Annotated in this window: 19 protein-coding genes; 2 read left to right on the top strand and 17 right to left on the bottom strand. The window is 70.9% G+C overall.

The features are described 5' to 3' along the window. Positions 1–11 precede the first annotated feature (11 nt). The 4 genes from bamA to ACLBXO_RS21720 all read right to left on the bottom strand — a co-directional run bounded on the left by bamA (position 12) and on the right by ACLBXO_RS21720 (position 7,171). Positions 12–2,582: an outer membrane protein assembly factor BamA gene (bamA, locus tag ACLBXO_RS21735; RefSeq protein ID WP_331317017.1), complete on the bottom strand. Its 2,571-nt coding sequence runs from the start codon at positions 2,580–2,582 to the stop codon at positions 12–14. A gap of 422 nt (positions 2,583–3,004) precedes the next feature. Next, positions 3,005–4,159: a M50 family metallopeptidase gene (locus ACLBXO_RS21730; protein WP_331317015.1), complete on the bottom strand. Its 1,155-nt coding sequence runs from the start codon at positions 4,157–4,159 to the stop codon at positions 3,005–3,007. A gap of 166 nt (positions 4,160–4,325) precedes the next feature. Next, positions 4,326–5,912, bottom strand: coding sequence for a DHA2 family efflux MFS transporter permease subunit (locus tag ACLBXO_RS21725; RefSeq protein WP_447686635.1), 1,587 nt, complete (start codon positions 5,910–5,912; stop codon positions 4,326–4,328). Positions 5,913–5,920: 8 nt separating this feature from the next. Continuing rightward, positions 5,921–7,171 carry an HlyD family secretion protein gene (locus ACLBXO_RS21720; RefSeq protein ID WP_447686634.1) on the bottom strand — a complete coding sequence of 417 codons (1,251 nt, stop codon included), beginning with the start codon at positions 7,169–7,171 and terminating at the stop codon, positions 5,921–5,923. Positions 7,172–7,308: 137 nt separating this feature from the next. Here ACLBXO_RS21720 and ACLBXO_RS21715 point away from each other — a divergent pair, with 137 nt between their 5' ends. Next, the gene (locus ACLBXO_RS21715) at positions 7,309–7,947 is read left to right on the top strand and encodes a TetR/AcrR family transcriptional regulator (protein WP_012320383.1); all 639 of its coding nucleotides are present in this window, start codon (positions 7,309–7,311) and stop codon (positions 7,945–7,947) included. Between the two features lie 46 nt (positions 7,948–7,993). Here ACLBXO_RS21715 and dxr read toward each other — a convergent pair whose 3' ends face one another. The 6 genes from dxr to ACLBXO_RS21685 all read right to left on the bottom strand — a co-directional run bounded on the left by dxr (position 7,994) and on the right by ACLBXO_RS21685 (position 14,045). Next, positions 7,994–9,172 carry a 1-deoxy-D-xylulose-5-phosphate reductoisomerase gene (gene dxr, locus ACLBXO_RS21710; RefSeq protein ID WP_331317009.1) on the bottom strand — a complete coding sequence of 393 codons (1,179 nt, stop codon included), beginning with the start codon at positions 9,170–9,172 and terminating at the stop codon, positions 7,994–7,996. Positions 9,173–9,191: 19 nt separating this feature from the next. Beyond that, a complete protein-coding gene (locus ACLBXO_RS21705; protein ID WP_447686633.1) occupies positions 9,192–10,049 on the bottom strand; it encodes a phosphatidate cytidylyltransferase in 858 nt (285 codons plus the stop codon). Positions 10,050–10,068: 19 nt separating this feature from the next. Further along, the gene (gene frr / locus ACLBXO_RS21700; protein WP_012320386.1) at positions 10,069–10,632 is read right to left on the bottom strand and encodes a ribosome recycling factor; all 564 of its coding nucleotides are present in this window, start codon (positions 10,630–10,632) and stop codon (positions 10,069–10,071) included. A gap of 115 nt (positions 10,633–10,747) precedes the next feature. Beyond that, complete coding sequence (pyrH, locus tag ACLBXO_RS21695; RefSeq protein ID WP_026604897.1) at positions 10,748–11,470, bottom strand: UMP kinase; 723 nt, start codon at positions 11,468–11,470, stop codon at positions 10,748–10,750. 462 nt (positions 11,471–11,932) lie between these two features. Then, positions 11,933–12,859 carry a translation elongation factor Ts gene (gene tsf / locus ACLBXO_RS21690; RefSeq protein ID WP_331317005.1) on the bottom strand — a complete coding sequence of 309 codons (927 nt, stop codon included), beginning with the start codon at positions 12,857–12,859 and terminating at the stop codon, positions 11,933–11,935. Between the two features lie 118 nt (positions 12,860–12,977). After that, positions 12,978–14,045 carry a 30S ribosomal protein S2 gene (locus ACLBXO_RS21685; RefSeq protein WP_331291092.1) on the bottom strand — a complete coding sequence of 356 codons (1,068 nt, stop codon included), beginning with the start codon at positions 14,043–14,045 and terminating at the stop codon, positions 12,978–12,980. Between the two features lie 239 nt (positions 14,046–14,284). Here ACLBXO_RS21685 and ACLBXO_RS21680 point away from each other — a divergent pair, with 239 nt between their 5' ends. Then, positions 14,285–14,542, top strand: a complete 258-nt coding sequence (locus tag ACLBXO_RS21680; RefSeq protein ID WP_447686632.1) for a hypothetical protein — start codon at positions 14,285–14,287, stop codon at positions 14,540–14,542. A 17-nt stretch (positions 14,543–14,559) separates the two neighbouring features. On the opposite strand, the gene ACLBXO_RS21675 is transcribed toward ACLBXO_RS21680, so the two are convergent. From ACLBXO_RS21675 to ACLBXO_RS21645, 7 genes are all read right to left on the bottom strand, one after another. After that, positions 14,560–15,300 carry a pseudouridine synthase gene (locus ACLBXO_RS21675; protein WP_447686631.1) on the bottom strand — a complete coding sequence of 247 codons (741 nt, stop codon included), beginning with the start codon at positions 15,298–15,300 and terminating at the stop codon, positions 14,560–14,562. Between the two features lie 13 nt (positions 15,301–15,313). Further along, the gene (locus ACLBXO_RS21670; RefSeq protein ID WP_447686630.1) at positions 15,314–16,219 is read right to left on the bottom strand and encodes a class I SAM-dependent methyltransferase; all 906 of its coding nucleotides are present in this window, start codon (positions 16,217–16,219) and stop codon (positions 15,314–15,316) included. A 151-nt stretch (positions 16,220–16,370) separates the two neighbouring features. Then, positions 16,371–17,369 (bottom strand): GTPase Era, encoded by a 999-nt coding sequence (gene era, locus ACLBXO_RS21665; protein WP_447686629.1) that lies wholly within the window; start codon positions 17,367–17,369, stop codon positions 16,371–16,373. Continuing rightward, the gene (gene rnc / locus ACLBXO_RS21660; RefSeq protein WP_419539386.1) at positions 17,366–18,145 is read right to left on the bottom strand and encodes a ribonuclease III; all 780 of its coding nucleotides are present in this window, start codon (positions 18,143–18,145) and stop codon (positions 17,366–17,368) included. The genes era and rnc overlap by 4 nt, the downstream gene beginning before the upstream one ends. Next, the gene (lepB, locus tag ACLBXO_RS21655) at positions 18,142–18,957 is read right to left on the bottom strand and encodes a signal peptidase I (protein WP_331316995.1); all 816 of its coding nucleotides are present in this window, start codon (positions 18,955–18,957) and stop codon (positions 18,142–18,144) included. Before lepB ends, rnc begins: the two co-directional genes overlap by 4 nt. Before the next feature lie 158 nt (positions 18,958–19,115). Then, positions 19,116–19,526, bottom strand: coding sequence for a holo-ACP synthase (acpS, locus tag ACLBXO_RS21650; RefSeq protein WP_331316994.1), 411 nt, complete (start codon positions 19,524–19,526; stop codon positions 19,116–19,118). Next, complete coding sequence (locus tag ACLBXO_RS21645) at positions 19,523–20,272, bottom strand: pyridoxine 5'-phosphate synthase (RefSeq protein ID WP_331318593.1); 750 nt, start codon at positions 20,270–20,272, stop codon at positions 19,523–19,525. The genes acpS and ACLBXO_RS21645 overlap by 4 nt, the downstream gene beginning before the upstream one ends. Positions 20,273–20,643: the final 371 nt, after the last annotated feature.

Raw genomic sequence — 20,643 nt, 5'->3', positions numbered from 1 at the left:
CGGGATTTTTATCAGAAGCGCGAGCCGCCGGAGAAGCGGAACGCCTGGACCTGATCCGCGCCGATATGGCCGAACTTGCCGAGGATCGGGACGAACACCTTCTGACCCTCGTCCTTCGACAGAGCGTAGGCGTAGTCGAACCGGATCGGGCCGAGCGGCGAGTTCCACAGGATGGACGCGCCGATCGAGGAGCGAATCGCCGCCGTGTCGCGGACGTTCACGCATTCCGGCTCCACGCCGATCGTGAAGGCGTTGAAGTTGCACTTCCCGGTCGTCGGCGAGATGCCGTTGATGAAGGCGTCGCCGTTCACGTTGAAGTTCCGCTGGCCGTGATAGCCGAACAGCGTGCCGGCATCGGCGAAGAGCGCGCCCTTCAGGCCCAGATCGCGCGGAACGAGAGGCAGCGGGAACTGAACTTCGAGCGTGCCGCCGACGTAGGTGGAGCCGCCGATCGCGTTCGAGCGGGCGTCGGCGATGCCGACGTCGCGCGGACCGATGCCGTTCGGCGCGAAGCCGCGGACCAGCGACGGGCCGAGGAAGAACTGGTCGGTCACCCGCAGCGGGTCGTTGTTGAGCGACGAGATGTGGCCGCCCTGGAAGCGGATGAAGCCGACGACGTCCTCGAAGATCTCCTTGTAGTACCGCGCGTCGGCGGTCACGCGGAAGAACTTCGAGTCGCCGCCCAGGCCGGCGACGTCGGGCTTCAGCTCGGCGTAGAGGCCGTTGCGCGGCGCGCCGATCACGTCGAGGGTCGAGTAGGCGAGCGTCAGGCCGGCCAGCGAGGTCAGCGTGTTGCCCTGCGAGCCCTTGATGGCGATCGAGGCCTCGCCGTCATACGCGCAGTTCGGGTAGATCGACTGGCCGCCGATGTTCCGGCCGGTGTTCGGGTCGATCGTGCCCGCCGCGTAGGTGGCGGTGTAGCCCGGGATCGGGATCGAGCAGTCGTTATACGGCCGCTTGAGGGTGTTCGGCACCTTCAGCTCGGTGTTGTACAGCGAGTAGCGCAGCGTGATGCCGAACTCCTCGGTGATCGGCAGGCCGAGGCGCAGCTGACCGCCGTACACCGTGGTCTCGTAGCGCGAGTACCGGGTCAGGTCGGAGTACTTGTAGAAGGCATCGAAGCCCGCCGCGAGGCGGTAGCCGAGGAAGTACGGCTCGGTGAAGGAGAAGTCGACGCCGCGCGAGTACTGGCCGCCCGTGCCGGCGAGCCGGACGTACTGGCCGCGACCGAGGAAGTTCGACTCGGAGACCGAGACCTCGCCGATGATGCCGTCCTGGGTGGAGTAGCCGCCCGCCACCGAGAACGAACCCGTGGGCTGATCCTCGACGTCGATGTTGATGATCACGCGGTCCGGAGCCGAGCCCGGCTCGTTGGAGAAGCGGACCTTCTTGAAGAAGCCCAGGCCGTTCAGGCGCCGCTCGGCGCGGTCGGTCAGCACGCGGTTGTAGGCATCGCCCTCGGCGATATCGAGCTCGCGGCGGATGACGTAGTCGCGGGTGCGGGTGTTGCCGCGGATGTTGATGCGCTCAACGTAGACGTGCGGGCCGTCCTCGACCACGAAGCCCAGGGAGACCTGGTGGCTCGCCGGGTCGCGCTGGCCGGTCGGGCGGACCTGCGCGAACGGGTAGCCGGCGCGGTTGACCTGGCGGGTGACGTTGTTGAGCGTCTTCTCGACGTCGTCGGCGTTGTAGATGTCGCCCACCGAGGTCGCGATGTCGCTGTCGAGCTGCGTGGTGTCGAGGCCCGGCAGGCGCGAATCCACCTGGACGGCGCCGACCTTGTACTGCTCGCCCTCGTTCACCGTGATGGTGATGACGTAGCCGGACTTGTCGCCCTCGACGTAGCGCGCGTCGGCGCTGACCACCTGGAAGTCGGCGTAGCCGTTCTTCAGGTAGTAGCGGCGGACCTGGTCGAGGTCGTTGGTGATGCGGTCGGGATCGTAGACGTCGGAGGTCTTGATGAACGACAGGAAGTTCATCTCCGAGGAGCTCATCAGCCCCTTCAGCGTCCGCTCCGAGTAGGCGTTGTTGCCGACGAAGTTGATCGAGAGGATGCCGGTCTTATCGCCCTCGTCGATCTGGTAGATCACGTCGACGCGGCCGTTGGGCAGGTCGACCGTCCGGTAGGTCACCTTGGCGGTGCCGCGACCGAAGCGCTTGTAGACGTCGCGGATGCGCGCGAGGTCGGCGTTGACGATCGCCTCGCTGTACGGCCCGCGGGCCTTGGCCTCGACGATCCCCTCGAGGGTCGCCTTCTCGACCTTCTTGTTGCCCTCGAAGACAACGCGGTTGATCAGGTTGTTCTCGCGGACCGTCACCACCGTGCGGCCGCCCGACTGGGCGACCTTCACGTCGGAGAACATCCCGCTCGCGAGCAGGTTGCGGCGGGCCTCCTCGGCGGAGCCGGACGCCGTCCCGGTCACGTAGGACCGGATCGTGTCGGCATCGACGCGCTGGTTGCCCTGGACGACGATCTGCTGCGCCTGGGCAGCCCCGCTCAGGACGACACCCAGACCGGCAGTGACTAGGACGATGGTTTTCCGCACCGACTTACGTCGGGGCTTCCCCGTCAACGACATCATGCAATCGCCCGTTTCTGTTCTGGTCGCGGGGGTTAGCCCGTCACAGGCGACCGTTGATCGGCCGTCCCGTCACCTGGTCCAAGCGTGGCTTCGGTCCAAGCGTAGCTCTTAGCGGGATTCCCCTGCCAAGCAAACGCGCGGGAGGCCATCGTCAGGGGATTTTGGGGGGTCGTGGCCTTCGCGCCACTTAACGGTGCGGTCAGGCTGCGGGCAAACCGCGGATCATGGTGAACGCGCCGTAAACGCCTGTGCCATCGCGGCTTTTTTGCCGTGCTCGCGACCGCGTGAACGCGTTCTTAACCCCGTTTCGACGCGCCGGCGGGGCGTCATCCGGGCGGTCTCCGGGCGAGATCGCGGCCGGATTGGGGCAGCGTTTCCGGTGGAGATCCGGCACGGATCCCGGGATCCCCGCCGGCCCCGGATCAGGTGTTCCGCCAGGAGGCGCCGAGGTTGAGGATGTCGTTCCACGCGGCGAACAGCATCAGCATCAGCACCAGGGCGAGGCCGATGCGGAAGCCGATCTCCTGGGCCCGCTCGCTGAGGGGGCGGCCGCGCACCACCTCGAAGGCGTAGAACAGCAGGTGGCCGCCATCGAGCAGCGGCACCGGGAACAGGTTGAGCAGGCCGATCGACACCGAGAGCAGGGCGATCAGCCCGACGAGGCCGCCGACGCCGCCGGTCTTGGCGACCTCGCCGGAGACGCGGGCGATGCCGATCGGGCCCGAGAGCTGGTCGGCGGATTCCCGGCCGGTCACGAGCTTGCCGAGATACGAGAAGGTGCGCTCGACGACGAAGTAGGTCTCCTTCACGCCGAGATTGAGCGAGTCGAGCGCCCCGTACTGCACGAGCCGCGCCTCGGAGCCGGCGGGCGAGCGGATGCCGAGGCGGCCGATCCGGTGGCGGCCGAACGGCGTCTTCTCCTCGAAGGTCGCCGGCGTCGCCTGGATGGTGATGGGCTGGTCGTTGCGCTCCACCGTGAAGGTCAGCGGCGTCCCGGCGCTGCCGGTCACCGTGCGGTACATGGCGTTGAAGTCGCCGATCTTCTCGCCGTCGATGGCGGTGATCACGTCGCCGGGCTGGAAGCCGGCCTGGGCGGCGACGCTGTTCGGCTCCACCGACGAGACCCGGGCGGGCAGCTCGTAGCGGCCGCCGAGCCAGATGGCGCCCGCGAAGAGCAGGATCGCCAGGATGAAGTTCGCCACAGGGCCGGCGGCGACGATCGCGGCGCGCTTGGCCACGGGCTGGGTCGGGAAGCTGATCGCCCGCTCCTGCGGGCTCATCCGGGCAACCGCCTCGGGATCCGGCATGCTGGCGCCGTTCACGTCGCCGTGGAACTTCACGTAGCCGCCGAGCGGGATCGCGCAGATCTTCCAGCGGGTGCCGCGCCGGTCGTTGAAGCCGAACAGCTCGGGACCGAAGCCGAGCGAGAAGGCGTGCACGCCGACCCCGCACCAGCGCCCGACCAGGAAGTGGCCCATCTCGTGCACGAACACCACGACGGTGAGCACGAACAGGAACGGGATCACGGCGCCGAAGAAACCGCCGGCGGTGCCGCCCATCGCGTTGAGGAAGTCCATAAGCCGTATTCCTGGCCGTCTCGGCGCCGGCTTCTCGGGCCGGCCATGCGCCTGTCTAGCAGATCGGCGGTGCCGACCGCCAACGCAATCCTGCGGGCCGGCCGCGGAAGGTCGCACGCGCCGTCCGATTCCGCACCGGCCGGCCGCGCGCGGCAGGTCCCGCCCGTCAGTGGCCGCCGCCTCCGCCCGCGCCGGCATTCGGCCGCCGGATCATGGGGACCGCGCAGGCCATCGCGAGGAACAGGACGGTGAGGGCCAGGAACACGTCCTCGAAGGCCATGACGAGGCCCTGGATGCGCACCGTGTTGGTCATCGCCTTCAGGGCCATGTCGGAGGCGGCGCTGCCGTAGGCGTCGAAGCCGCGCTGCAGCGCGTCGAGGCGCTCCAGCGCGGCCGTGTTGGCCCAGGTGAAGCGCTCGTGGAGCCGGGCGAGGTGCAGGTCCCAGCGGTCGTTGAGGATCGTGTTGATCAGCGCGAGCCCGACCGCGCCGCCGAGGTTGCGGGTCAGGTTGAACAGGCCAGACGCGTTCTTCATCCGCGCCGGCGGCAGCGTGCCCAGCGCGATGTTGTTGATCGGGATCATGCACAGCATCAGCGAGCAGCCGCGCAGGACCTGCGGCAGCAGCAGCTCGTAGAAGTCCCAGTCCTTGGTGAGTCCGGTGACGATCCACGTGCCGCAGGCGAAGCCGACGAAGCCGATCCCCATCATGATGCGGGGATCGACCTTGCCCGAGAGCCGGCCGGCGATGGGGGCGGTGGCGAACATGCACAGGCCGGAGACGAACATCGTCTCGCCGATCATCAGCGCCGAGTACCCGCGCACCCGGGCGAGGTAGACTGGGTAGATGTAGGTCAGCCCGTAGAGGCCGATGCCCAGCACGAAGCTGGCCACGCAGCCGCTGGCGAAGTTCCGGTCCGAGAAGGCCCTCAGATCGACGATCGGCTGCTTCGCCGTGAAGACCCGCCAGAAGAACAGCAGGGCCGACGTCGCGCAGACGATCGCGCAGGCGAAGACCGCCTCGTCCTGCAGCCAGTCGTGGTTCGGGCCCTCCTCCAGCACGTATTCGAGGCAGCCGAGGAAGCCGGCCATGAAGGCGAGGCCGGCCCAGTCGAACGATCTGATCAGGCCGTAATTGGGCTCGTCGAAATCGACCAGGATCCAGGTCGAGACCGTCACGAAGATGCCCGGCACGACGTTGATCAGGAACAGCCAGTGCCAGGACATCAGGTCGGTCAGGTAGCCGCCGACGGTCGGCCCGATCGTCGGCGCCAGCGTGGCCACCAGACCGATCATCGGCGAGACGATCGTCCGCTTCGAGGGCGGGAAGATCGTGAAGGCCGCGGCGAAGACGGTCGGGATCATGCCGCCGCCGATGAAGCCCTGGAGCGCCCGCCAGACGATCATCTCGCCGATCGACGAGGAGGTGGCGCACATCAGGCTCATCAGGGTGAAGCCGCCCGCCGAGATGGCGAACATCCAGCGCGTCGAGAGCACCCGCGACAGCGTGCCGGAGAGCGGGATCGAGATGACCTCGGCGATCAGGTAGCTGGTCTGGACCCAGGGGATCTCGTCGCCGGAGGCCGAGAGCCCGGCCTGGATCTCGTTCAGGGAGGCCGAGACGATCTGGATGTCCAGGATCGCCATGAACATGCCGAAGACCATGCAGACGAACGCCACCATGCGGCGGCGGTCGAGGGGCGGCTCGGCGGCGCGGGTCGGCGCGCCGGGCGCGAGGGCGGCGCTGGCGGCCATGACCGGTCTCAGCGGCTCGCGGTGCTGACCGGCCGCGGCGCGGAGGCGCGGTCCAGGACGGAGCGGTCCGCGCCGGTGCGGGTGTCGACCCGCACCACCGCCGACAGGCCCGGCCGCAGCAGGCCCTCGCGGGCGACCTCTTCGGGCACGCGCACCCGGACGGGCAGGCGCTGGACGATCTTGGTGAAGTTGCCGGTGGCGTTGTCGGGCGGCAGCAGGCTGAACACCGAGCCGGAGGCCGGCGAGAACGATTCCACCACGGCGTGGATCTCGCGGTCCGGATAGGCGTCGACCGTCACGGTCACGGGCTGGCCGGGACGCATGCGCTCGACCTGGGTCTCCTTGAAGTTCGCGTCGATCCGGACGCTCTGGAGCGGCACCAGCGCGGCGATCCGCGTGCCGGGCCCGACATAGGCGCCGGCCTCGACCGCCTTGTTGCCGACCACCCCGTCGAAGGGCGCGCGGATCGCCGTGAAGTCGAGGTCGCGCCGGGCCCGGTCGACGGCGGTGCGGAGCTCCGCCGCGAGGCTCTCCGCCTCGCGCTTCTGCGCCTGGAGCACGTCGACGTTGGCGCGGGCCGCGAGGAGTCCGGCCTCCATGGCCTTCACGGAGGCTTCGGTGCGGTCGCGATCGGCGCGGGTCTGGTCGATGCGCGACTTGGCGACGTAATCCGCCTGCATCTGCGTCGACCGGGCGAAGTCGGCCTGGGCGCGGACGGCGTCGGCACGGGTCGCGTCGAGCTGCGCGGCGGCCTGGGCGACCTGCGCCTGCGCCGCCTCGGCCTGCCGGCCGATCCGCGCGATGGTGCTCTCCTGGGTGGCGAGCTTGTCCTGCGCCGCCTGCAGCGCGAGGCGGTAGTCGCCGTCGTCGAGCTTGGCGATGACGTCGCCCTTCTTCACCGCGAGGCCGTTCACCACCGGGACCGACTGGAGATAGCCCGGGATCTTGGCCGCGAGGACCGAGATGTCGGCCTGGACGTAGGCGTCGTCGGTCGAGACGAAGAACCGCCCGACGGTCCACCACTGCCATCCCTGATAGGCGCCGCCGCCCAGGGCGGCCGTGAGCAGCCCGAGCAGGACGAGCCGCTTCACGGAGCGCTTGCAGGCGGGCGGCGCCTCGGCCGGCATGGGCGTCGGCAGAGCCGCCGCGGCGGGGGCCGGCGCGGGCGGCGCGGAGCGCTCGGCACGCGGCTCGTCCCCGGCCTCGATGCGGGTCTCGAGACCGGAACTCGGCCGATCGGCGTCCTCGCGAAGGGACATTGAAGCGCCTCGACATCGATGACCGAACCGTTCGGTCAATGACGGGGAGCGGCTTGACGCGCCCCCGAAGAAGCCGCAGGTTATTTTGACCGAACGGTTCGGTCAAGCGTGACGGTGTCACGGTGCGGAGCGGGATGATGGCTCAGGGTGCGGCGCTGGAGCGGGGTCAGGCCCAGCACGAGGGCGACAAGCGGCAGCAGATCCTCGAGGGCGCGCGGACGGTGTTCCTCGCGGCGGGGTTTGACGGCGCGAGCATGGGCGAGATCGCCCGCGCGGCCGGCGTCTCCAAGGGCACGCTCTACGTCTACTTCGAGAACAAGGAGGACCTGTTCGAGGCGCTGGCGATCCAGGAGAAGGCCAGCCTCGCCGAGGCATTGTTCACCCTGGACGCGGACGATCCCGACGTGCCGGGCGTCCTGACGCGGCTCGGAAGCAGCTTCCTGACCGAGATGTGCCGGCCGGCGCACGTCTCGCTGGTCCGCATGGTCATCGGCGCGAGCGAGAAGTTTCCGCGCTTCGGGCAGGTCTACTACCAGGCCGGTCCGGCCCGCGGCGTCGAGCGACTCTCGCGCTACCTCGACGCGCAGGTCCAGGCGGGACGCCTGACGATCGCCGACACCGAGCTCGCGGCCCGGCACTTCCTGCATCTCTGCCAGGCGGGTCTGCTGACCCGCCTGCTGTTCGCGGCGGGCGGCATCGCCGGTGAGGCCGAGATGCGCCATCAGGTCGACGAGGCAGTGCGGGTGTTCCTGGCCGGGTACGGCCCCGCGCGCTGAGGCGCGGCTCAGGCGGGAAACGTCACTGCGCTCGCAATGACCGGGTTCAGCCGGCGGCGCGCAGTTCCGGCAGGGCCTCGGCGCTCCAGATCCGCACGTGGGCGTCGATGGCGAGCGCCTCGTCGACGTCGGCGGGCGCCGTCCGGTACTGGCCGGCGAAGTGGGTGCAGGCACGCTCGACCAGATCGCTGATCCCGTAGAAGCCGATCCGGCCGGCGATGAAGGCCGCCACCGCGATCTCGTTGGCGGCGTTCATCACGGTAGGCGCGGCGCCGCCCGCGGCCAGGGCCGCGCGGGCGATCCGCAGGCACGGGAAGCGCGCCTCGTCCGCGGCCTCGAAGGTCAGCGAACCGAGCTTGACGAGGTCGAGGGGCCGGCCCCGCTCGATGGTCAGCCGGTCGCCGAGGCCGAGGCAGTGCGAGATCGGCACGCGCATGTCGGGCAGCGCCAGCTCGGCGGTCACCGCCCCGTCGAGCCAGTAGACCATGCCGTGGATCACCGATTGCGGGTGCACGACCACGTCGAGGCGCTCGGGCTCGATGCCGAACAGGTGGTGCGCCTCGATCAGCTCGAGCCCCTTGTTCATCAGGCTCGCCGAATCGATGTTGATCTTCATGCCCATCGACCAGGTCGGATGGGCGGCGGCCTCGGCCGCGGAGGCGGCGGCGATCCGCTCGCGCGTCCAGGTCCGGAACGGGCCGCCCGAGGCCGTGATCATCATGGTGCGGACGTCGGCGAGCGGCCGGCCGGCCAGCGCCTGGCTCAGCGCGTCGTGCTCGGAATCCATCGGCAGGATCGTGGCGCCGTAGCGGGCGGCGTCGCGCATGAAGGCGTCGCCGGCGCAGACGAGGCTCTCCTTGTTGGCGAGCGCGACCTTGCGGCCCAGGCGCAGGGCGGCGTGGGTCGATTTCAGGCCCGCCGCGCCGCTCACGGCGGCCACGACGATGTCGGCGTCGCGGGCGGCGGCCTCCATGACGGCCGCCTCCCCCGCCCCGTTCGGGATGCCGGAGCCCGACAGGGCCTCGGCCAGCGCCGGGCCGGCGGCCTCGTCGGCGAGCGCCGCGAAGGAGGCGTCGAGCTCGCGGGCGACCTTGGCCAGGGCGACGGGATCCTTGCCGCCCACCAGGGCGCCGACGCGGAACCGGTCGGCGTGCTGCGCCAGGAGGTCGGCGGTGGAGCGGCCGATCGAGCCGGTGGCGCCGAAGACGGTGACGACCTGGGTCACGGGTTGAACTCCCTCATCGTCACGGGATCAGACCGCCCCCGCGCAGGGCGAGATAGAGGGCCGCGAGCACGGCGACCGCGAAGAATCCGTCGAGCCGGTCCATGACGCCGCCGTGGCCCGGGATGATCTTGCCCGAGTCCTTGACGCCGTAACGGCGCTTCAGGCCGGACTCGATCAGGTCGCCGGCCTGGCTCAGGACCGAGGCGAGCGCGCTCACGCCCGCCACGACCGGGAGCGAGGCGGCACTGGGCAGGGTCATGCCGGCGAGGTCGGCGACGACCGGGACCAGCGTCCCGGCGACGACCGCGCCGACGAGGCCGCCGAGGGCGCCCGACCACGTCTTGTTGGGCGAGACCCGGGGCATCAGCTTGGGGCCGCCGATCTTCCGGCCGGCGAAGTAGGCCGCGATGTCGGTGGACCAGACCACCGCGAACATCCAGGCCGGCCCGACGAGACCGATGGCGGGGTCGTCGCGCAGGGCCACCGGCACGGCCGCGATCGCGGCCGCGCCGAGCACCCCGAGGAAGGCGCGGAGCCGGCCCCGGCCGGTCCGCGCGACCGTGGCGCAGGCCGCCGCGCCGAGCAGCAGGACCGCGAGGCAGGCCGGCGTCGGGGCGCCGCCGCGCTGGCAGAGCAGCAGGGCGCCGAGCGTCGCCGCACCCAGCGCGATCAGCACCTCGCGGGGCTCGGTGCGGCTCATCACCATCCACTCGGCGAAGCCGACGATGCCGGCGGCGAGCCAGATCCCCGCGAAGGGCCAGCCACCATAGACCAAGGCGGCCAGCACGCCGGCCCCGAGGACGAGGCCCGAGGCGACGCGCAGCCACAGCTCGCGCCGTCCCGAGGGACGCGCGGCCGGTGCGGCGGCGGAGGTCACGCGCGTCCCGTCCCGCGCCTCAGACCTGCATGATCTCCTTCTCCTTGGACGCCAGCACGCCGTCGATCTCGGCGATGTACTGGTCGGTCGCCTTCTGAACGTCGGTGGCCTGACGCTTCTCGTCATCCTCCGAGATGGCGCTGTCCTTCAGGAGCTTCTTGAGGTGGTCGAGACCGTCGCGGCGCACGTGGCGCACGGCGACGCGGGCCTCCTCGGTGTACTTGTGGGCGACCTTGACCATCTCCTTGCGGCGCTGCTCGTTCATCTCGGGGATGCGGAGCCGGATGGTCTGCCCCTCGGTCTGCGGGTTGAGGCCGAGGTCGGATTCGCGGATCGCCTTCTCGACGGCCGTGACCATGCTGCGGTCCCAGACCGAGATCGACAGGAGCCGGGGCTCCGGCACGCTGACGGTGGCGACCTGGGCCATCGGCATCATCGAGCCGTAGGCGTCGACCTGGATCGGGTCGAGGAGCGACGGCGTCGCGCGCCCGGTGCGCAGCGAGCCGAGATCCTTCGAGAGCGAGGCGACGGCGCCCTGCATGCGGCGCTTGATGTCGTTGAGATCGAATTCCGGTGTGGCCATGAGGGTCGTCCCGAGACGTCTGACGTGGTCTTGAGCCCGGCGCGGGCAGTCGCGGCCTCAATGGACGAATTTTTTCAGGGCCGCAAACGGTCGCGGCGCCGTTTCTGCTGCCGCGTCAGGGCGCCACGAGGGTCGAGGGCGCGTCGCCCGACAGGATCGCGGCGATCGAGCTCGGCGGGTGGAGCGAGCCGACCACGATCGACAGGCGGCTCTCCCGGGCCAGCGCGAAGGCGGCGGTGTCCATCACCTTCAGGTCGCGCGCGATCGCCTCGTCGTGGGTGATGCGGTCGTAGCGCGTCGCGCTCGGATCCTTCTTCGGGTCCGCCGAGTAGACCCCGTCCACCTGCGTCGCCTTGAGGACCGCGTCGCAGCGCAGCTCGGCGGCGCGCAGCACAGCGGCGGTGTCGGTGGTGAAGAACGGGTTGCCGGTGCCGCCGGCGAGGACGACGACCTGGCCCTTGTCCAGATGGTGCAGGGCCGGCTGGCGGGCGTAGGTCTCGCAGATGGTCGGCATCGACACCGCCGACATGGTCCGCGCCTGGACGCCCGCGGCGTTGAGCGCCGTCTCGATCGCCAGCGAGTTCATCACCGTGGCCATCATGCCGAGCGAATCCCCGGTCGCCCGGTCGATCCAGCCGGCCGCGGAGATCCGCGCCCCGCGGATCATGTTGCCGCCGCCCACCACGATGGCGATCTCGGCGCCGGACTCGATCGTGCGGGCTATGTCCTCGGCGAGCGCCGCCAGCGTCGGCGGATGCAACCAGTAGCCGTCCGGAGCGGCGAGCGCCTCGCCCGACAGCTTCACGAGGATACGGCGAAACGGCGTCGTCTCCGGCATCTGGGCCCCCGGCTCCATCCCGCATCGCGTGAGCGGGGAGGCTTCTACGTCAACCGCCCGAGCGCCGTCGAGAGCCCCGGCACCGATCCGGCGGGGATCGTGGGCCGAAATGCTACCGGCGCGCGAGCGATGTGTGAGAGACGCGTGCCCGGGGAGGACGTCTGCGCCGCCGGTACGGTCCGGGTCCGGAGCGGCGCCCGTTCTCAGCTGCCGGCCAGGACGCCGACGGCGCCGAAGACGGTCATGGCGAGGCCGGAGGCGAACACGCCGATCATGAGGTAAGAGAAGGGCTTCAGAGGCATGCCAGGAACCTGGCGCGGCGGCGCACAGCGGACTGTGCGGCGCAGCACGTCCCGGCGCCGATCGACCGGGCGACCCCGGAAACGAGAAGCCCCGCCCGGCTCGCGCCGGACGGGGCTGATCTCACGACGGCCCGGCCGGACGGGCGGACCGCGTAAGGTCTCAGGCGCGGCCGGCCTGCTGGGCGACCTCGGTGGCGAAGTCCGGACCCTCTTCCTTCTCGATGCCGTCGCCCAGCGCGTAGCGGACGAAGCCCGTCAGGGTCACGGGGCCGCCGACCTTGGAGCCGGCCTCCTTGAGGACCTGGCTCACGGTCTTGGAGCCGTCGTGCACGAAGGGCTGCTCGAGGAGGGTGACCTCCTTGTAGTAGCTCTTCAGGCCGCTCTCGACGATCTTGGCCATCACGTGGTCCGGCTTGCCGGCGTTCTTCTCGCGCAGGATGTTCGACTCGCGCTCCACCGTGGCGGCATCGACGCCCGAGGCGTCCAGCGCCACCGGGTTGGTCGCCGCGATGTGCATGGCGATCTGGCGGCCCAGGGCCGAGAGCGCGTCGACGTCGCCCTCGGACTCGAGCGCCACGAGCACGCCGATCTTGCCGAGGCCCTCGGAGATCTGGTTGTGCACGTAGGAGGCGATGACGCCCTTCTTGACCTCGAGCTTGGTGACGCGGCGCAGGTTCATGTTCTCGCCGATCGTGGCGATCAGGGCCTGCAGCTTCTCCGAGACGGTCTCGGTGGCGCCCGGGAAGTGGGCGTTCTGGAGACCCTCGAGCGTGCCGTCGGTGTTCAGGGCGATCTTGGCGGCCTCGCGGGCGAAGGCCTGGAAGGCGTCGTTGCGGGCGACGAAGTCGGTCTCGGAGTTCACCTCGACCACGGCGGCGTGGTGACCGGCGGACTCGACGGCGACGAGGCCCTCGGCGGCGACGCGGCCGGCCTTCTTGGCGGCCTTGGCGAGCCCCTTCTTGCGCAGCCAGTCGACGGCGGCCTCGATGTCGCCCTGCGTCTCGTTGAGCGCGCCCTTGCAGTCCATCATGCCGGCGCCGGTCTTCTCCCGGAGCTCCTTCACCATCGCGGCGGTGATGTTGGCCATGGCGGTCCCTTTCGTGTGGTCTGGATGCGAGAGGCCCGGCGCGCGGGTGAGCGGCCGGGCCCGGTATGCCTGGATTCGCGACGGCCCGATGACGATGCCGCCGCGAAGCCCCGTTAGATCAGGCCGCGGCGGCGGCCTCGACGAAGCCGCGGGCCTGCGAGACCCACGAATCGCGGTCGATGCGGCCGTTGAGCTTCAGGTCGGCATCGACCTTGGCGACGTCCTCGGGGGTCATCGCGGCGAGCTGCCAGTAGTGGTAGATGCCGGCGTCGTTGAGCTTCTGCACGATCTGCGGGCCGGCGCCGTTGAGCTTGGTCAGGTCGTCCGGCGCGCCGCGCGGGGCGGCGAGCAGCTCGAAGTGCTCGGTCGACTCGGCGAGCATCGCCACGTCGGCCGGGTCGAGGGCGTCGGACTCGACCGTGACGGCCGCGTCGTCGTTCGCCGGCAGCTCCTCGGCCATCGGCTCCTCGGAGGCGCCGAGGTCCATGCCCGACGAGCCCTGGGCGCGCGAGATGCCGTCGATGGCGGCCTTGGCGATCAGGTCGCAGTACAGCGCGATCGCGCGGCCGGCGTCGTCGTTGGCCGGGACGATGTAGCTGATGCCGTCCGGGTTGCAGTTGGTGTCGACGATGGCGGCGACCGGGATGCCGAGGCGGTTCGCCTCCTTGATCGCCAGCTGCTCCTTGTTGGTGTCGATCACGAACAGCAGGTCCGGGACGCCGCCCATGTCCTTGATGCCGCCGAGCGCCTTCTCGAGCTTCTCCTTCTCACGGGAGAGCATCAGGCGCTCCTTCTTGGTCAGGCCCGGGCCGCCGGTCTCCAGCGTCTCGGTGACCTTGCGCAGGCGCGAGATCGAGCCCGAGATGGTCTTCCAGTTGGTGAGCATGCCGCCCAGCCAGCGGGAGTTGACGTAGTACTGGGCCGAGCGCTTGGCCGCCTCGGCGATCGTGTCGGCCGCCTGGCGCTTGGTGCCGACGAACAGCACGCGGCCGCCCTTGGCGACGGTGTCGCTCACCGCCTGCAGCGCCTGGTGCAGCGCCGGCACGGTCTGGGCGAGGTCGATGATGTGGATGTTGTTGCGGGTGCCGAAGATGTACGGCTGCATCTTCGGGTTCCAGCGGTGGGACTGGTGACCGAAATGGGCGCCCGCCTCGAGGAGCTGACGCATAGAGAAATCGACGGCCATGGCTCTTGTGCTCTCCGGTTATATCCGCCGCGGAGGGATGCGGTCGGCCGAGAGTTCGGACGACCACCGGAAACGCCTCATTCAGGCATGAGGCCGGCTCCGCGTGTGGGATGGGCGGGCGCTTAGCAGAGGGCGGGTCCGAAGGCAAGGTGCGGCGGGGCGGCGCTGGCCATCCCTGAATCACAGCCTGCGTTCAGACCGCTTGCAAGACACGGCCTCGCCTCGCGATACTTCGGACCATGGCGGCGGTCGCATGCGACACCCTGAAATTCGCCCGGACCCTCCGGGAGAAGGCCAAGCTCTCCCCGGAGCAGGCGGAGAGCTTGGCCGACGCCATGGCGGAAGCGTTGCAGGGCGATCTCGTCACGAAGGCGGATCTGCGCGCCGAGCTGGCGGATACGCGGTCCGCGATCGTGCGCTGGGTGGCGGGCCTGATCGGCTTCCAGACACTCGCTGTCATCGGCGCGGTCGTTGCCCTCGCCCGGGCTCTGCACTGACAGGCGCGCCGCCCGGATCACCCGCCCGCGAACACCGCCGCCACATCGTCGGCCGTTATCACCCGGTACGCCCCCGCCGGCAGGTCCGCCGGCAGAGCGAGACCGCCGATCCGATCCCGGTGCAGCGCCGCGACGTGGTTACCGACGGCGGCGAACATCCGGCGGACCTGGTGGTAGCGGCCCTCCGTCAGCGTCACCGCGCAGCGCGTGGCATCCTCGACGTCGAGCCGCACCGGCAGGAGCGGGCGCTCCTCGCCCTCCAGCACGAGCGTGCCCGCGGCGAACACCTCCGCCTCGCGGCCGGTCAGCGGCCGGTCGAGGGTCACGCGGTAGCGCTTCGCCACCTGGGCCTTCGGGCTGATGATCCGGTGCAGGAGCGCCCCGTCGTCGGTCAGCAGCAGCAGGCCCGAGGTCTCCTTGTCGAGGCGCCCGACCGTGGAGAGCGGCGGGTCGCGGCGGCGCCAGCGCTCGGGCAGCAGCCCGTAGACCAGCGGGCCCGCCTCCTTGTGGGAGCAGGTCACGCCCAGCGGCTTGTGCAGCATCAGGCACAGGCCGGGGAGCGGGTCGAGGGCCTCGCCGTCGATCGTGAGGCGCTCCGGCAGGTCCGGCGCGAGGGCGATCCGGTCGCCGGCATCCGCCAGCTCCGCGCCGTCGAGGCGGATCGCGCCGGCGCGGGCGAGCGCCTGGATCTCGCGGCGGGAGCCGTAGCCGAGATTGGCGAGGAGCTTGTCCAGGCGGACGGATCGCGCCGCGCTCATGGAAACGGCGCGCTCACCGGCGGGCCTCGTAGACCCGGTAGCCGTTCGCCTGGACGGTCACCGCGACGTGTCGGAACGCCTCGCGCAGGCTCGCCTCGTAGGGCAGATGCGCGTTGGCCACGAGCCACAGCGCCCCGCCGGGGCGCAGGGCCTCGGCGGCCCGCGCGATGAAGGCCCGGCCGAGCGCCTGATCCTCGCTCCCGCCCTCGTGGAACGGCGGGTTCGTGACGACAAAATCGAGGTGGTCCGGCACGGCGCCGGACGCCCGGATATCCGCCCAGAGAATCGTCGCCCGCGGGTCGGCAACGTTGCGGCGGGCCATCTCGACGGCGCGCCGGTCGATCTCCAGCAGGGTCAGGGCGGTCACGGCCTCGGACCCCAGGACGGCCCGCGACAGGATGCCGAGGCCGCACCCGAAATCGGCGCCGCGACCCTTGAGGGCCGGGAGGTTCGCCAGCAGCAGCGCCGTGCCGGGATCGAGCCGGTCCCACGAGAAGATGCCGGGCTGCGTGCACAGGGCGAGGTTGTCGACGTGGCGCGGGCCGCCCTCGTCGATCGCCTCGGCGAGGCCGGCCGGCGCCGTCGGGCGCTCCGCCGTGCAGATCCGGTGGTGCCGGCGCGGCTGGTCGGCGGCCGCGCAGCCGAAGGTCGTCAGCTCCTTGGCGAGGCGTGTGCCGCCGCGATCCTTCGGCGCCAGGGCGACCATGCGGCCGCCCGGCCCGAGGGCGCGCAGCACCTGGGCCAGCACGTAGCGCCGCTCGACCGTTCCGGGCGGTGCGAGCACGGTGGCCGAGTCGAGGCTGTTCTCGGCGAGATCCTCGAGCCGCGCGGCGCCGGGAATCATGGGGGAAAGCTGGACGGCGTCGCCTGGGACCTCGGCGAGGTCCACCGGCGGCAGGCCGTAGACGGCATGGCGCATAGACAATTCGAGATTTGGAGTGCCGATTCCGGAACGCGAATCCGCGGCGGAGCGGGGTAAACCCGCGCCCGACTCGGTTCATCCGGGGGGAACACCGCGTTTATACCGGAACCGGCCCGGAAGCCCAGCCTCCCGCGCGGGTCCCGCCGCGTCAGCCCCGCGGGAATTCCAGTCCCATCTCGCGGTAGCGGGCCGGGTCGTCGGCCCAGTTCTCCCGCACCTTCACGTGCAGGAACAGGTGGACCTTGGCGTCGGCCGCCTCGGCGATCTCGACGCGGGCCGCCTGGCCGATCGACCGGATGGTCTGGCCGCCCTTGCCGAGCACGATCGAGCGCTGGCTCTCCCGCTCGACGAAGATCGTCTGCTCGATCCGCACCGAGCCGTCGGGCCGGATCTGCCACTGGTCGGTCTCGACCGTGGAGCGGTAGGGCAGCTCCTCGTGCAACCGGTCGTAGATCTTCTCCCGGGTGATCTCGGCGGCGAGCATGCGCAGGGGCGCGTCCGAGACCTGATCCTCCGGGTACAGCCACGGGCCCGCCGGCATGCGGGCGGCCAGCGCCCGGCGCAGGTCGGCCACGCCGTCGCCGTTGAGCGCGGAGATCATGAAGGTCTCGGCGAAGGGCGCGGCGGCGTTGAGCTTGGCGGCGAGATCGAGCAGACGCTCGCGCGGGATGAGGTCGATCTTGTTGAGGATCAGGAGCTTCTCGCGCTTCACCTCGCCGAGCCGGCCGAGCACCGCCTCCACTTCCGGGTCGACACCCTTGCGCGCGTCGACCAGCAGGCAGACGGCGTCGGCGTCGGCCGCGCCGCTCCAGGCCGAGTGGACCATCGCGCGGTCGAGGCGGCGCTTGGGCGCGAAGATGCCGGGCGTATCGACCAGCACGACCTGGGCCGAGCCCTCGATGAGGATGCCCCGCACGAGGGCCCGGGTCGTCTGGACCTTGCGGGAGACGATCGAGACCTTGGTGCCGACGAGGTTGTTGAGCAGGGTCGACTTGCCGGCATTCGGCACGCCGATCAGCGCGACGAAACCGGCCCGGGCGTCGGCGGGCGTGCCGGGAAGGGTGGACGGGTCGCGCGCGGGCTCCCGGGGCGGCGCCGCGTCGGGCCCGTCCTGCGCGTCGTGATCGTCCTGCTCGTGCGCGCTCATGCTGTCTCCGTCGGCTCCGCATCCGCGGAGGCCCCGATCCCCTCCCGCTCCATCAGGGCCCGGGCGGCGGCCTGCTCGGCGATCCGCTTCGACGTGCCGTCACCGAGACCGGGTTCCAGACCCTCGACCTGCACGGCGATCCGGAACCGGGGAGCGTGGTCCGGACCGGTGCGCTCCACCACCGCGTAGGTGGGGATCGGCAGGCTGCGGCCCATGGCCCATTCCTGCAGAGCGGATTTGGCGTCGCGGCCCCGCGCCGCCGCGGTCGGCTCGCCGGGGCGGAAATGCGCCTCGACCACCGCGCGGGCGGCGTCGAACCCGGCATCGAGGTAGATCGCGCCCAGGATCGCCTCGCAGACGTCGGCCAGGATCGTCTGGTTGCGCCGGCCGCCGCCCATGACCTCGCCCTGGCCGAGGATCAGGTGCGGGCCGACCTCCCAGGAGGCGGCCACGGCTGCGCAGGTCTCGCGCCGGACGAGGGCGGCCAGGCGCCGGGAGAGGTCGCCCTCGTCGGCCTCCGGGAAGGCGCCGTAGAGGCGGTCGGCGACCGCGAGCCCGAGCACCCGGTCGCCGAGGAATTCGAGGCGCTGGTAGCTGCCGCCGCGGCCGCTCGCCTTGCTGGTGTGAGTCAGCGCGCGGGTGAGGAGGTCCTGATCGCCGAAGCTGTGCCCGATCCGCTCCTCGAGCGCGGTCAGGGGCGGGCGCGGCTTGTGGGCCCGCCGGGATCGGGCGTTGGCCCGGGGCTGCGCGGCGTCGTCCAAGTCCGGGCCGGTCAATGGATCGTCGTGAACAGGCGCGACCAGCGCACGTGGGCCGGCCAGTTCCAGACCTGCCAGGCCGGCGTACCCTCGTCGATCGAGAAGAAGATCATCTCGGCGCGCCCGACCAGGTTGGCGAACGGCACGTAGCCGACATTGGCGAGATCGCGCGAATCGGTGGAGTTGTCGCGGTTGTCGCCCATCATGAAAAAGTGACCGGGCGGGACCGTGTACAGCTCGGTCTTGTCCCAGAAGCCGTTGTCGCCGTCGCGCTCGATCACCCGGTGGACCACGCCGTTGGGCAGGGTCTCCAGGTACTGCGGCACTTTGGTCGGCTGGCCGTAGGGATCGGTGGTCTCGTAATCGGCGATCCGCTCACGCTTGACCGCCTTGCCGTTGATGTTGAGCACGCCGTCGATCATCTGGATCTTGTCGCCCGGCAGGCCGATCACGCGCTTGATGTAGTCGGTCGAGTTGTCCTTGGGCAGCTTGAACACCGCGATGTCGCCGCGCTTCGGGTCGGCGCCCCAGATCCGGCCGTCGGCCTGGATCGGAATGTATTCCGACAGCGGCAGCGAATACTTGGAGTATCCGTAGGAATATTTCGAAACGAACAGGTAATCGCCGATCAGCAGGGTCGGCACCAGCGAGCCGGACGGGATGTTGAACGGCTGGAACAGCAGCGTCCGCACCACCAGGGCGATCAGCAGCGCCTGGATGCCGACCTTCAGCGTCTCGCGGATGCTGGCCCAGGTGCCGGTCTCGGCAGGTTTCCTGAGCGGCTTGCCGTCGTAATCCACGCGCGCGTTCCGTCTTCGGTTGAGGTTCATCGCCCGCGATCCGCGGGGCGCGGCCCCGCCGCGCGCGGCCTGATGTGCGGTTGTCCCGAGGAATGCGCCGCAATCGTGTCCACCGTGATCGGCGGTCTAGACCATGCGCGAGCCCCCCGCAACGCGCGACCGCCGCTGGCTAATCCGCGACCCCGGCCTCAACCGGCGACGGGGACCGGCAAGGCTTCGATGATCACGAAGGCTTGCGCCATCGGCGGATCGTCCGTGAGGCTCACGTGCAGCCGCGCCGCGTGCCCGGCCGGCAGGAGTCCGGCGAGCCGCTCCGCCGCGCCGCCCGCGAGCCGCAGGGTCGGCTGCCCGGAGGGCAGGTTCACGACCTCCATGTCGCGCCAGAACACGCCCGCGCTGAGGCCGGTGCCGAGTGCCTTGGCGCAGGCTTCCTTCGCGGCGAAGCGGCGGGCGTAGCCCTCGGCGCGGGCGGCCCGCCGGTCGCAGCGGGCCCGCTCCCCGTCGGTGAAGACCCTGTGGGTGAAGCGCTCGCCGTGCCGCTCCAGGGTCCGGGCGATCCGGCGGATGTCGCAGAGATCCGAGCCGATCCCGACGATCATGGGTGCCGCGCCCGATCCATGGCGGCCCGCATGTCGCGCACCGCCCGGTCGAGCCCCACGAAGATCGCGTCGGCGATCAGCGAGTGGCCGATGTTCAGTTCCCGGATCTGCGGCAGGGCCGCCACCGGCCCGACGCTGCCGAGGGTGAGCCCGTGGCCCGCGTGGATCTCGAGGCCGAGGCCGGCCCCGTGCTCCGCCGCGCGCCGGATGCGGGCGAGCTCGCGCGCGGTCCGGGCGTCGTCGTCCTCCAGCGCCGCCTCGCAGTAGCTGCCGGTGTGCAGCTCGACCACGGGCGCCCCGAGGGCGCGTGCGGCGTCCATGATCGCGGGCTCGGGCTCGACGAACAGCGAGACGCGGATGCCGGCCTCCGCGAGGGCGCGGATGCGCGGCGCGAGGTGCGCGCGGCCGCCGACGATGTCGAGGCCGCCCTCGGTGGTGCGCTCCTCGCGCTTCTCCGGGACGAGGCAGGCGGCGTGCGGGCGGGTGTCGAGCGCGATCGCCACCATCTCGTCGGTGGCGGCCATCTCGAAATTGAGCGGCACGGACAGGCCGCGCTTCAGCGCCGCGATGTCGGTGTCGCGGATGTGGCGCCGGTCCTCGCGGAGATGCGCGGTGATGCCATCGGCGCCCGCCTCGACGGCGAGCAGGGCCGCCCGCACCGGGTCCGGATAGTCGCCGCCGCGGGCGTTGCGGACGGTCGCGACGTGATCGATGTTGACGCCCAGGCGCAGTTTCTCGGAGGTCATCCGCTCGTTCGTCCCCGTGTCGGCGCGGTGCGACAGGCTCACCCGGGGGTTCGGAAGGCGCCGCGCGCCCTCACCCCGTGCCGGCGATATGCGGAGGATCGCGCGCGCCGGCAAGACGGCCGGGGCCGGGGGCGTCACGGTTGGTCGCGCGCGGCCGACCGGGCGCCGCCCGAGCCGGCGGCGCCGCGAGGCCGGGACGCCCGATCAGGCGAGCCGCAGGCGCGACCGGCTATCCTTCCGCTCGGGCAGCGTGTCGAGGGCTGTCTTGACGATGGTCTTGGCGTCGAGGCCGGCCTCGGCGTACATCTTCTCGGGGCTGTCGTGGTCCTGGTAGGCGTCCGGCAGCGTCATCGTCCGCACCCGCACGCCGC

Source organism: Methylobacterium sp. C33D (assembly GCF_053345825.1).
Note: the sequence above shows the minus strand (reverse complement) of the source record. Positions and strands in the feature narration are given on the sequence as shown.